Raw genomic sequence first — 13,174 nt, 5'->3', positions numbered from 1 at the left:
GGTTACTGAGGTGATGAGCAAATGAGTGAACAAAATAAAAACCAGAACCAAAATCATGAAGATACACCCAAAACCTTTCAGGGTGGAAGAGCTTCACGGCCGTCTTCGTGGAAAAAGCTGTTGTCCAAAAGGTGGGCATACCCGGCAGCCTACATTGCCGCAGCAGCCATTATACTAACCTTAGTGTGGGTCTATCAGGATGCTAGCCATAAGTCTTTCAAACCTGACCCAGCTAGTCCATCGGTACAAAGCACAAGCGCAGTGAGTACCGATGTCAACGAACAACAACCAGAAAGTGTGGAGGTTGTTGCTCAGTCGGAAAATATCGCATGGCCGGTGGCAGATGCTAGCGCAGTGCAGGTCGTTAAGCCTTTCTTTGACGAAAACGCGACGGCTGATGAGCAAGCGGCAGCTATGGTAGAGTACGATAAAACATTTACCGCTAACACCGGGATTGACCTTTCTCGGTCCGACGATCAAGCGTTTGAAGTGAGAGCTGCACTGAGTGGGAAAGTATCCCGTGTGGAACAACATCCGCTGGTAGGTAACGTCGTAGAAATCACGCATGATAATAATCTCAAAACAGTGTACCAAAGCTTGAGCGATCTGAAAGTAAAAGAAGGCGATCAAGTGAAACAAAATGATGTGATTGCTTCAGCAGGTCGCAATGAGCTCGAAAAGGATTTGAAAACACATCTGCATTTTGAAGTGTACCAGGATGACAAGCCGGTGAATCCAACAGGTCTGCTTCCTAAAAAATAAATGGGTCATAGCTTTGCATGCAAAGCGGGGAATTCATATTCCCTGCTTTTTTCTTGTGTAGTTTTAGCGCATAAGGTAAACATAAGCTACTTTTGCCAAATAAATAGGCCTTCCGAAGCATGTCTTACCACCAAACCGCGAATATATAGGCACGCTCCTCATATAATGTACCAAACTATCCACAGTAGGGAGGCGGGAGCGTGCACGATTACATCAAGGAACGGACCATCAAAATCGGTCGCTGTATCGTGGAAACAAGGAATACGGTCCGTACGATTGCCAAGGAATTTGGTGTCTCCAAGAGCACGGTGCATAAAGATCTGACCGAACGGCTGCCTGAAATTAACCCGGATCTTGCCGATCAGGTGAAGCACATTCTCGAATACCATAAATCCATCCGCCATCTGCGGGGGGGGGAAGCGACGAAAATTAAATACAAAAAAACGAGTGGGAAAAGAAGGGGAATTCTTGTTTCTGGCAAGTCCTAAAAATATATAGTGAATTGGCTGGCAAAGCCATTGAATCAACCCCCTGAAGTATGATATGTTAAAAGATGGTACAAGACGAAAAATGACATGTAACCGTAGGTTTATACATATATTTGCCGCTTCTTGTCGAATCTTAGCTTTTTAAAATATCACTTTGGGGGCCTTTTTAATATGTTCAGTAATGATATTGGTATCGACCTCGGTACGGCCAACGTGCTTATCCACGTCAAAGGTAAGGGGGTTGTTCTTGACGAACCTTCCGTTGTTGCGATAGAAAGCGATACAAAAAGAGTTCTGGCTGTCGGAGAAGAAGCACGCCGTATGGTAGGACGTACTCCTGGTAATATCATAGCCATCCGTCCATTGCGTGATGGTGTCATCGCCGATTTTGAAGTAACGGAAGCGATGTTAAAATATTTTATTAATCGGGTAGGGGGTAAAAGCTGGTACAGCCACCCTCGTATTTTGATTTGTGCGCCGACGAACATTACCTCAGTGGAGCAAAAAGCGATTCGTGAAGCGGCGGAGCGTAGCGGGGCGAAAGAAGTATTTTTGGAGGAAGAGCCAAAAGCGGCTGCCATCGGGGCCGGAATGGATATCTTTGAGCCTAGCGGCAACATGGTCGTAGATATTGGTGGCGGAACAACAGACGTTGCAGTCCTCTCTATGGGAGATGTTGTAACAGCTTCTTCTATTAAAATGGCAGGGGACAAATTTGATACAGCCATCATGAAATATGTGAAAACGAAGTACAAGCTTCTCATCGGGGAACGTACGGCTGAGGATATCAAGATTGCTATCGGAACCGTGCATCCGAGCGGACGACGTGCTGAGATGGACATCCGTGGACGGGATATGGTATCCGGATTGCCCAAAACGTTAAGTATTTCCGCGGAAGAAGTGCAGGACGCGCTGAGAGATCCCGTGTCAGCGATTGTAGCTGCAGCTAAGTTTGTACTGGAGCAGACCCCACCGGAGCTATCAGCCGATATTATTGACCGTGGTGTCATTTTGACTGGCGGTGGTGCGTTGCTTAGCGGTTTGGACGAGCTACTTGCTGAAGAATTGCGTGTTCCAGTGCTGGTTGCCGAAGATCCGATGCATTGTGTCGTTAAAGGTACAGGAATTATGCTGGATAATTTGGATCATGTGGTTAAGAAAAAGTTCTAATCTGCCGATAGTGACTATAAGAGACTCGTGTGCGGTCAGGCAGGTTGCCTAACATTTTGGCTTTAGTGCCTCCATGCGAGCATATAATTGATGAGCAGAGTATAGGATTGGGGTGCACGATACATGTTGAGAGGTTTATATACTGCGGCCGCCGGAATGATGACACAACAACGACGTCATGACACTGTGACGCAAAATATTGCTAATATGAATACCACGGGATATAAACAGGAGAATAGCGTTCAGCGCTCATTCCCCGAAATGCTTATTTCCATGACGGGGGGAAACCCTGATAACCCGGATCGCACGGTCGGCAAGCTTAATACTGGCGTTTTTGCTGAGGAAAGCCTCTCTCCTTACATTCAGGGAGCGTTGAAGGATAGTGGACAAACTACGGATTTTGCGATACAGTCCAATATTAATGTGAATGACCCGGCTACTGGTCGACCTATGGCTTTTGATCAGGCGGGAAAATTCATCAATGCTAACGGTGAAGTCACCTATCGTCCAGAAGCGTTTTTTACGGTACGGGACAATAATGGTAATGTCCGTTATACACGTGATGGACATTTTCAAGTAAATGGAACGGGAGCATTGCTTTCGTCGACTGGTTCAGCAGTGTTGGATACGAATGGAAACCCAATTCAATTGACGGGGCCTGTCTCAGCGCTTAAAGTAAATGAACGGGGTCAATTGGTGGACAGCCAATCTAACCAGTTGCTCGGAACGACGCTTGGAATTAGTGTTATTGATCGGCCATACCAGCTCGTTCGTGAGGGCAACGGTAATTTCCGTCTGAATGATACGGATGGTGCTACGGCTAGAATGATGACCGCTAACGATACTGTATCTGTTCGCCAGGGCTATCTGGAAGTATCTAATGTAGATGCTGCTCAGTCGATGGTGGATATGATGGCTGCGTTAAGAGCGTATGAAGCGAATCAGAAGGTTATTCAATTTTATGATAAAAGCTTGGACAAGGCCGTTAACGAAGTAGGCCGTGTATAACAGGGGGTAAGTGATGAACAACTCCATGATTGGCGCAATGGTGTCTATGGCCAGTGTGCAGCAGCGTTTGGATTTAATTGCCGATAATATCGCCAATGTCAATACAGTTGGTTATAAGAGTAAACAGGGTTCCTTTGAAGATGTATTGGCTAATGTGCAGCAACAGCCTTCGACGTATCTCCAAAATGGACGGGCGATGCCGCTCGGCTATAATTTGGGCTACGGAGTCAAAACGGCCGCAATTATGAAAAATATGGAGCAAGGTCCTCTCAAGGAGACGGGACTTCCTACCGATCTGGCGATCCAGGGGAATGCTTTGTTTGAAATCCAAGGAAATGGGCAAAAAGCTTGGACGCGTGATGGCAGCTTTCATTTTATTCCTGATCCGAATGATAATGAGACGATGATGTTGACCACTGCCGAAGGTTATTCTGTGCTGGATAATAACGATGTTCCTGTGACTGCACCAGCGGGTTCCAAAGTAGCTATTAACTCCGATGGCGAATTGCTGATTCGTGCTAATGGAACTGGCGCTCCGACAGTTGGTCAGCGAATTAAGCTAATGGATGTACAGCGTCCAGAAGGTTTGCAACAGCGGGATGATAACCTGTTTGTGTTAGCAAATGGCGTGACAGAAGCCGACGTATTCGGTGCAGCAGGGGTGGCAGGTGCTGTTCCAACGGACGTATCTGTGCGTTCCGGTTATCTTGAGGAGTCTAATGTGGATTTAGCGGGCGAAATGACGGATATGATGCAAGTCCAGCGGATGTATCAAATGGCGGCACGGGCATTAACCTCTAGCGATACCATGATGAACCTGGCTAACAATTTGAGGGCTTAAGGATTTGGTGATGAAGGAAGAACAATCTGATTCCCGTCCGGTGCCTGAAAAGACTAAATCCCGCTGGCGTACTGCTCGTTATTTCGTAGTTCCGTTGCTGCTCCTGTTCTCGCTGTTAGGCGGCTTAATTGCAGGATATGTAATTGTAGGTAAGCAAGGGCTGGCAGGCGTATTTGAATGGAAAACCTGGCAGCATGTCATTGATCTTATATTTGCGCCTTAGTTTACTTTAATGAGTGGGGGCGGGAAGTGAACGCTCGCGAATGATTTGATCTTACGATCGCTGTTGCAACGGAATTTTCTGATTTTTTAAGTTATTTAGATGTAAAAATCCCGCTGCAAAGGCGAACGCTCACGCTTCTACAGATTCAAATCCTTCGCTCCGCTGGCTACCCGCCATTAGGGCCACTCTTATTAAAATAAACTACCCGCGATTGTGTGGGGAGTATAGAAAACAAAACCCTGTGCCAGTGGCGCAGGGTTTTGTTATGTCGCCGACGGCAAGAGCCGCCAGCGTAGCACGCATGGATTGCGGCCAATGTAGGCCATTCGCAGAGCCCTCCGATTGTTTCTCTGCCCTTCACGACAAGCGAGTATTATTGAAGCGAGCTTTCTTTATGAGCCAAAAATAACTTGGCGGAGGGGATGGAATCGTTCTGAAGAAGCGATAGCGTTCGCCTTTATCCTCGGATTTTAACCCTTTCGGGTTTTATATAATGGAAAATCTGAGGATAACAGCGATCGGAAGAATGATCCATCCCCCGTAGCCTGCTCACCTTGACTCAATTGAAACTTCGCTTCACTCCATAATAGGAGCAACAAATATGGTACTTCCGCATAATTTTCTTTTTGCACCTGATGAATGTATAATGATGGGGAGTTTATAACACTGCGGGGTAAAACCAAGCACGAGCAAAAGGGCTTCTTCTCGCCTCTGGTTGCGTAATCGGCGGAAAAAGCCCCTTATCTCAACCTTCACTTCTGCAGTAGGTGAAGGATATCTAACATTGTTGCCGTGATGAGCTGTTTTTATACAGCGTTAGCGGGGTAATATTATGCTTGCAGTAACTCTGGCTGAACAGAGTGAAATCTGCAAGCGGGAGGAGTTATTAAGCTAAATGGACAAATTGCAATTGGATGTTAATCAAATTCAGGAGATTATTCCGCATCGACCGCCATTTTTGTTGGTGGACCGTATTATTGAACTGGAGGAAGGGAAGAGAGCAGTAGGCATTAAAAATGTAACGATGACTGAGCCTCATTTCATTGGACATTTTCCGGGTTATCCCGTTATGCCTGGTGTGTTGATCACTGAAGCGTTGGCTCAAGTCGGAGCAGTCGCATTACTGCACCTAGAGAGCAATCGCGGCAAAATCGGCTTTTTGGCAGGGTTGGACGGTTTCCGTTTCCGTGGACAGGTAGTCCCTGGGGATACGCTGACACTTGAAGTGGAAATTACTCGTTCCAAAGGCGCTTTTGGCAAAGGGAAAGCTACGGCGAAAGTGGGCGACACGGTAGTAGCTGAGGGCGAGATTATGTTTGCTTTATCAGACCCACCACAATAGACAAGCCCTGCCGACATAAGCACGACGTCTGAACCGAGTGCATGTGTACATAGAGATCCTGTTTTGACAACCCAAAAATGGAGAGGGGAAATTCCGTATGACGCAGTTGAGTAAAAAAGCATTAGAAGGCATTGAGAGCTGGCTGCAAGACCCTTATATTGATGAAGAAACCAAACAGGAGTTGCGCGCATTGCAAGGCAATGACCAGGAACTAGAGGATCGTTTTTACAAAGAACTGGAATTCGGTACAGGCGGTCTGCGTGGAGTGATCGGGGCAGGCAGTAACCGGATGAATCGTTATGTGATTGGACGTGCGACTCAAGGGCTCGCTCGCTATATCTTAGAGCAGCATGCTGGCAAAGAAGGAAAACCTTCAGTTGTCATTGCACATGATTCGCGCCATTTTTCGCCAGAGTTTGCTTTGGATGCAGCTTTGGTGTTGGCGGGCAATGGTATCGTAGCTAAGTTGTTCCCTTCCTTGCGTCCAACGCCACAGCTTTCGTTTAGTGTACGTCATTTGGGAGCCAGTGGAGGAATCGTTGTAACGGCGAGCCACAATCCTCCCGAGTATAATGGTTACAAGGTATACAATAATGAAGGTGGTCAGCTTGTTCCTGATCAGGCTGAAAAGGTGATTGGCTATATTCGTGAGGTTCCTTCTTTTGCTGACATCAAAAGTCTGACACGTGAAGAAGCAGAGGCGCAGGGATTGTTGGTTTGGCTTGGAGAAGAGGAAGATGAAGCGTTTGTAGATACGGTAGCCAGTGTGAGTGTGAACCGAGAACTGATTGCAGCTGGACCGGGCAAGAACTTCAAAGTTGTGTTTACACCTCTTCATGGCACTGGAAATATACCTGTTCGTCGTGTGCTGGAAAAAATCGGTTTTGAACAGGTGCATATTGTGCCTGAACAAGAGCAGCCAGATGCAGAATTTTCGACCGTTAAGTCGCCTAATCCGGAAGAACGTGATGCGTTCAAGCTGGCCATTGCGCTGGGTGAGAAAATTGGTGCAGATCTGTTGATCGGAACAGACCCTGATGCTGACCGTATGGGGGCAGTTGTGAAAAACCGTGATGGCGAATATGTGGTCTTGTCCGGTAATCAGTCCGGCGCCATTATGGTTTACTACTTGCTGAATCAACTGAAAGAAACCGGCAAGCTTCCAAATAATGGTGCAGTTATCAAAACCATCGTAACTAGCGAAATGGGTGCAGTTATTGCTGAGCATTTTGGAGCAACAGTGTTTAACACGCTAACTGGCTTCAAGTATATTGGCGAGAAAATGAACCAGTTTGACCAAACTGGCGAGTATACCTACCTGTTTGGCTATGAAGAGAGCTACGGCTATCTGGCAGGGAATTATGCTCGTGACAAGGATGCTGTTTTGGCGGCCATGCTGATCGCTGAAGCTGCTGCTTATTACAGCACGCAAGGCAAGACGCTCTATGATGTTTTACAAGAGCTGTACGAGCAGTTTGGCTACTTCCTTGAGAAGCTGGAGTCTCGTACACTCAAGGGTAAGGATGGAGTAGAGCAAATTCAGGGCAAAATGACGGATTGGCGCAGCAACGCACCACAAGAGATTGCAGGTGTGAAGGTAGACAAAGTACTGGACTACTCTCAAGGCCTGGACGGACTTCCGCAGGAAAACGTACTCAAGTTTTTATTGGAGGACGGTTCATGGTTCTGCCTGCGTCCTTCGGGCACAGAGCCTAAAATCAAGGTATATTTTGCAGTACGTGGTTCCTCGCTGTCAGACGCGGAGCAAAGAATCAGTCAGCTGGTCAATGCTGTTATGGCTCGCGTAGACGCTTGAGAAAATTCCCTTTATAATAGAATAGGTTAAGGTAATTAGATATGAAATGAGTAATCGGTGACCTCTCACGGCAAAGGGCAGTACGCCGTGGAGGTCATTTCTCTGTATTGCAGAATAACCTGGAAGAGGCTTTGGAAAAATAGGCTTATTCCGGCAACGGAGGATTTTGCAAAATTCAATGAGTGACCTACCTAAAGGGCAGAATGGCAAGTGGGCAGCATTGAATTTTGCAAAATCCCGAATATTAAGGAGGTTCTTTGGTGTATCAGAAATGGCAGTATTGGAATACGGCTTCTCGAAAATGGTTGTGGATTCTGGTCGCTGTTGGCTTGCTGGCTTCCATTCCAGTCATCGCCGATCGTGTAAAGACAGAATCCTCGAGTAAAAAAGTAGAGATTGTATTCGATTATCGGGATTTGACGGAGGCGGCTTCGTATCAGGCTCATCCGCAGGACTATCTGAATGAGCAGCTTGACCGCTTACAACAGGCTGGTGTGAACAGCATGGCGATGTATGAAAGTACGCTGGATGATTTCCGTAAAGCGGGCCGTATTGTAACATATACGACTCAGAATGTTGCGGATCTAGAAAAACGTCTTTCACCTGCAAATGAGAATTATACGTACGTTGTTTTCGCTGACAAAGAAAATGCTGAGGCACTAAAGCCGTTAATTTTACGTACGTTTACAAGTCTGGGCATCAACGTAAAGCCGTGGAGTTATCAGGGACAGGAGGGGCTTGTTGTGGAAACATCCCCCGAGGATGCGTATCTCAAGCCTATGCAGCCTGACCCGATTGCTATGAAGCAGCTTCGGAGCAAAGGATTTTTTATTGTTCCACGCATGAGTGACAGCCTTCCCTATAACCAGGAGTTGACGGAAGAGATGCTGGCTTCCTTTCAGCAAAATGGTGTAAAACGCATTTTGTTTGAAGGTGATTCAGTCAAAGGCTTTACTGATAATGAGAAAGAGCATAGCTTAGCGGCATTTGCTAAATTGCTGAACAAATACGATATTGGCCTAGCTGCTATTGAAAACTTAAAAAAACCGCAGGCAGGCTTCAATAAGCTCGCTTACGATATCCATTATAATGTTGTGCGTCTCTACTCACTAAGTGATAAAGATGCAACGCTCGATGTGGAAACGTTGGCCGATCGTTTTGCACTGGCCACCAAGGATCGGAATATTCGCATGTTGTATCTGAATACCGCGCCTAGTCGTAGTGTTGCTGAGGCCAAGGTGAAAGACTCGGTTGACAACCTGATTCACAGCTTAGACAAACCGGGCAACGCTGTACAACGAATGGAGAAAAAAGGGTTTGAACTTGGACAAGCTGAACCGTTCCAAGTGGTCGATTCCTCCATTCAGCGCTATCTCAAAATGATCGTCGTACTGGGTGCACTAGCTTTCTTCTCCATAATGGTGTCCTATTTCGTTCCGGCATTGACTCTGCTTGCATTTGCACTCGGTTTGGTAGGCTCTGCAGGGCTTTATGTTTTGAACTCCAGCTTAATGGAACAAGGTTTGGCGCTGCTCGCAGCGATTAGCGGACCTACGGTTGCAATGATCATTGCAGTGCGTACGATCAGAATTAAACGTGAACAGGGGCCTGAACTTTCTGTAGGTCAACGTTTGAGTCAAACGCTTTTACTATACGTACAGACATCGATCTTGTCGCTGGCTGCAGTGCCTTTTGTTATTGCACTGTTGAACAGCATTGCCTACAGTCTGGTGTTAAACCAATTTAGAGGTGTAAGCTTGCTTCACATTCTGCCGATCTTCTTGGCTGCGATTTATATTTTCTTTTATCGTGGCGTTTCTATACGGGAGGAAATCTCCAAACTGTTACGTACGCCGATTACTGTATTGTGGGTTATCGCATTGGCTGTTATCGCAGCGGCAGGCTACTACTATTTGACTCGTACTGGAAACGCAGGTACGGTGTCGAACACAGAACTGGTTTTCCGTAATTTCCTTGAGAATGCGTTTGGTGTACGCCCGCGTAATAAGGAATTTTTAATGGCTCACCCACTGTTTATTGCAGGGATATTCTTGGCTTTGAAATATCGCAAAGCAATCTATTTGCTGATCATAGCTGCTATTGGTCAAGCCTCGATGGTGGATACCTTCGCTCACATTCACTCTCCAGCTGCACTCTCGCTTAGTCGCGGGCTGTTGGGATTGGGATTGGGTCTGGTGCTGGGAATCATCGCAATTGTCGTGTGGCAAGTGCTGGAAGGATGTTGGAAGAAATGGTCACCACAGCTAAAACGATAATAATCTCGGGTTATTACGGGTTTCGCAATAGTGGGGATGAAGCGGTGCTCATGTCGATTCTGACTGCTTTAGAAGAGGAGAGTCGTCAGGCGGGGCTTACGGTCAAGCCTGTTGTTCTATCTTCTGACCCTGCTTGGACACAGAAAATGTACGGAGTAGAAGCTGTTCCGCGTATGAGCCTAGGAGAAGTGCGGAGAGCGATTAAAAACAGCGATGGGCTAATTAGTGGCGGCGGGAGTCTGCTCCAGGATGCTACAAGCCCTAAAAGCATTCCTTATTATCTAGCGATTCTGAAACTGGCTCAATGGGCTGGAAAGCCTACGTTTGTATACGCTCAGGGCATGGGCCCGGTACAGCGGAAGATATTTTATCCTATGATCCGATCTGTGTTTCAACGCTGTGAATATGTTTCCGTCAGAGATGAGCAATCTGCTGCTTTGCTGGGTACCATGAAACTGAAACGCCCGGTTGTTCATGTTGTTCCTGACCCTGTAATGGGGCTTCCTTTGCCCTCTGGTTCCGAGCTACATAATGCAGCAACTGAGACTGATGAGGATAAACTCCCGGTTGTTGGTGTGTCTGTACGCTACTGGGATAAGGAACAACGCGATTTAACGGCTATTGCAGATGGCTTAAAAAGATTAGCCGCGGAACGCCGTGTTCACTTGCGTTTCTTGCCATTCCATTTACCTGACGACGTACAGGCTTCAAGGATGGTAATGGATTTGTTGGGGGATATTAGGGGGACGGGAAGCCTTGTCAGCATGTGTGAACAAGTTACCGATCCGCAACAGATGCTTTTGGAAGTCAGCAGATGTAGTTTGATGATCGGGATGAGGCTGCACAGCTTAATTTATGCAGCGTCCCATCAGGTGCCCCCGTTGGGGATTTCTTACGATCCCAAAATTGATCATTTCCTCAGCCGTGTTGGTAGCCAGCCTGTAGGTACTACAGATGCACTGGATGGGCAAAAGTTGGCTAATGAGTCCATACGACTGCTGGATCAGCGCAGTCAATGGATTGAGAGCCAGGGGGCAGCAATTGCTTTGTTAAAAAGTGAGGCTCGCTTACCAGCACAATATATCGTTAATTACTTGTGTCGCAAAGGATGATGGATACAGTGACAGTTGATAAGGTTACGAGTGTGCCTACCGTCCCGATTTTCGGTGTTCAGGTATCAAGGCTTAATATGAAAGATACATTAAATGTATTAATTCAGGCGGTGAAGTCTCGCCGCCCCCATCAAGTGATCACTGCCAATCCGATTATGGTAATGGCTGCATTGGAAGATCCAGTGTATATGAATGTGATGAAACAGGCAGAGTTGATTGTTCCGGATGGAACTGGTGTGGTCTGGGCTGCAAACTATGTTGGGCATCCTGTACCCGAGAGGGTGGCGGGTTTTGACTTGTTACATGAATTGCTCGCAGCTGGAGAAAACTATCATTGGAAAGTTTACTTACTTGGATCGACGCCTGAAGTGATTCAGGCGACCGCTCAGCGGGTACATGAGCTTTATCCTGGAATTACGGTTTGTGGCAAGCGCGATGGTTTTTTTGGTCCTAACGAGGACGAAGCAGTGATTGCGGCTATTCGTGAAGCGAACCCTGATTTGTTGTTTGTAGCACGTGGAGCGGACACACAGGAACCTTGGATTGGTAAATACAAGGATAAACTTGGTGTGCCGGTGATGATGGGGGTCGGCGGTAGTTTTGATGTTATATCAGGCAAAACAAAACGCGCACCTAAACTGTTTCAAAAGCTACGAGCCGAGTGGTTATATAGACTCCTAAAAGAGCCCACTCGTTACAAAAGAATGCTTGCGTTGCCGAAATTCGCAGTGAAAGTGATGCGTGAAAAAGAAAACGTCACAAAAGTGTGATAAATAGCTTGAATCTGCCTTTAAAACCCGCTAATTTGCCAGAATATGAGGCTTGGTATTTATTTTTGATCAGAGTATAATTCAATGCGGTTACATCTGAAAAGGCATTGCTTTAAAATTGGGGGTCGAATGATCAAATGTTATTGATCTATATTATTGGTTTCATCATGGCACTGGGACTTGCGCTGTTACTGACACCGCTCGTCAAGAAATTCGCTGTGAAGGTTGGAGCCGTCGATGTGCCGAATGCCCGAAAAGTACATACCCGAATTATGCCGCGTCTTGGCGGTCTGGGGATTTTCTTGGCATTTCTGTTGTCCTTATTGGCGATGTTACCTTTTGTGCCTGACGGAATGCTGTCCTCGCGGGATATTAACTTTATTGCAGCCTTTCTGATTGGCGGTACGCTGATTACATTGATTGGTGCTCTCGATGATCGTCTTGATCTTAATGCAAAATTGAAATTTTTGGCTCAAATTGCCGTGGCGTGTATGGTCGTGTTTGCTTTTGATATTCGTGTGGATTTTGTAAATGTACCTTTTCAAGATGCATACTCTTCTTTAGAAAGCTGGATTTCCATTCCGCTTACGATTTTTTGGATCGTAGGTGTGACCAATGCAATCAATTTGATTGACGGTCTGGATGGACTGGCTGCAGGTGTCTCAGGAATTGCGATTGGAACGATCGCTGTGATGTCACTACTAATGGGCAATTACATGGTAGCCATGCTTTGCCTTGTACTGTTGGGCAGTATTATCGGATTTTTGTTTTTCAACTTTCATCCTGCAAAAATATTTATGGGTGATACAGGGTCCTTATTTTTAGGCTTTTCTTTGGCTATGCTTTCAATGCTTGGTTTCAAGCAAATTGCTATCGTATCATTTATTACGCCATTGATTATTATCGGTGTGCCTTTGTCAGATACATTCTTTGCTATTATTCGTCGCAAGTTGCAGAAAAAACCGATATTCTCACCGGATAAAGGTCATTTGCATCACTGCTTACGCGAACTAGGCTTCAGCCACAGACAGACGGTGTTGATTATCTACGGTATTGCTGTATTTTTCGGTATATTAGCCGTGATTCAATCGTCGGCTGCGCTTAATGAAGCCAACTGGGTCACCTTTGTCGTGATATGTATCATGATGTTCTTCCTACAGATCGGGGCAGAAGTTATTGGGCTCGTTGGCAAAACCAAACGTCCTGTTCTTAACACACTAATTCGGTTGTTGGCTAAGCCAGATTCCCAGACGCGATCGAAATTATAATTTTAATTTAAATGTAAGCCTTCAAGCTTAGCGGTATACCGCGGGTTTGAAGGCTTTTTTGATGTTTGCTGTAAAAAAACTCCCTCCTTTTTTGAGAA

The 13,174-nt window shown here is 46.2% G+C and carries 12 protein-coding genes; all 12 read left to right on the top strand.

The genetic code is table 11. From position 1 onward, the window contains the following. Positions 1-21: 21 nt before the first annotated feature. The 12 genes from HFD99_RS08925 (at position 22) to HFD99_RS08870 (ending at position 13,076) form a co-directional block, all read left to right on the top strand. Entirely contained in the window at positions 22-762 is a 741-nt protein-coding gene (locus HFD99_RS08925; RefSeq protein ID WP_016822893.1) for a M23 family metallopeptidase, read from the top strand. A 200-nt stretch (positions 763-962) separates the two neighbouring features. Next, positions 963-1,250, top strand: a complete 288-nt coding sequence (gene spoIIID, locus HFD99_RS08920; protein ID WP_013373425.1) for a sporulation transcriptional regulator SpoIIID — start codon at positions 963-965, stop codon at positions 1,248-1,250. Positions 1,251-1,421: 171 nt separating this feature from the next. Continuing rightward, the gene (mreB, locus tag HFD99_RS08915) at positions 1,422-2,420 is read left to right on the top strand and encodes a rod shape-determining protein (protein ID WP_016324820.1); all 999 of its coding nucleotides are present in this window, start codon (positions 1,422-1,424) and stop codon (positions 2,418-2,420) included. A 123-nt stretch (positions 2,421-2,543) separates the two neighbouring features. Beyond that, positions 2,544-3,428 carry a flagellar hook-basal body protein gene (locus tag HFD99_RS08910; RefSeq protein WP_016822894.1) on the top strand — a complete coding sequence of 295 codons (885 nt, stop codon included), beginning with the start codon at positions 2,544-2,546 and terminating at the stop codon, positions 3,426-3,428. Positions 3,429-3,441: 13 nt separating this feature from the next. After that, positions 3,442-4,269, top strand: a complete 828-nt coding sequence (locus tag HFD99_RS08905) for a flagellar hook-basal body protein (RefSeq protein WP_025366008.1) — start codon at positions 3,442-3,444, stop codon at positions 4,267-4,269. A 10-nt stretch (positions 4,270-4,279) separates the two neighbouring features. Then, on the top strand, positions 4,280-4,492 hold the full coding sequence (locus HFD99_RS08900; RefSeq protein WP_007432733.1) for a DNA-directed RNA polymerase subunit beta: 213 nt from the start codon (positions 4,280-4,282) through the stop codon (positions 4,490-4,492). A gap of 895 nt (positions 4,493-5,387) precedes the next feature. Beyond that, entirely contained in the window at positions 5,388-5,834 is a 447-nt protein-coding gene (gene fabZ / locus HFD99_RS08895) for a 3-hydroxyacyl-ACP dehydratase FabZ (RefSeq protein WP_013373420.1), read from the top strand. A 97-nt stretch (positions 5,835-5,931) separates the two neighbouring features. Continuing rightward, the gene (locus tag HFD99_RS08890) at positions 5,932-7,650 is read left to right on the top strand and encodes a phospho-sugar mutase (RefSeq protein ID WP_025366007.1); all 1,719 of its coding nucleotides are present in this window, start codon (positions 5,932-5,934) and stop codon (positions 7,648-7,650) included. Positions 7,651-7,910: 260 nt separating this feature from the next. Next, positions 7,911-9,926, top strand: a complete 2,016-nt coding sequence (locus HFD99_RS08885) for a DUF5693 family protein (protein ID WP_123797730.1) — start codon at positions 7,911-7,913, stop codon at positions 9,924-9,926. Beyond that, positions 9,902-11,038 (top strand): polysaccharide pyruvyl transferase CsaB, encoded by a 1,137-nt coding sequence (gene csaB, locus HFD99_RS08880; RefSeq protein WP_123797729.1) that lies wholly within the window; start codon positions 9,902-9,904, stop codon positions 11,036-11,038. Before HFD99_RS08885 ends, csaB begins: the two co-directional genes overlap by 25 nt. 8 nt (positions 11,039-11,046) lie before the next feature. Continuing rightward, positions 11,047-11,808 carry a WecB/TagA/CpsF family glycosyltransferase gene (locus HFD99_RS08875; protein ID WP_016822899.1) on the top strand — a complete coding sequence of 254 codons (762 nt, stop codon included), beginning with the start codon at positions 11,047-11,049 and terminating at the stop codon, positions 11,806-11,808. A 137-nt stretch (positions 11,809-11,945) separates the two neighbouring features. Further along, positions 11,946-13,076, top strand: a complete 1,131-nt coding sequence (locus HFD99_RS08870; protein ID WP_019688811.1) for a glycosyltransferase family 4 protein — start codon at positions 11,946-11,948, stop codon at positions 13,074-13,076. Positions 13,077-13,174 lie beyond the last annotated feature (98 nt).

The organism is Paenibacillus sp. EKM301P (genome assembly GCF_011800295.1).
Taxonomy (GTDB): domain Bacteria; phylum Bacillota; class Bacilli; order Paenibacillales; family Paenibacillaceae; genus Paenibacillus; species Paenibacillus polymyxa.
This window is presented reverse-complemented; position numbering and strand designations above follow the sequence as displayed.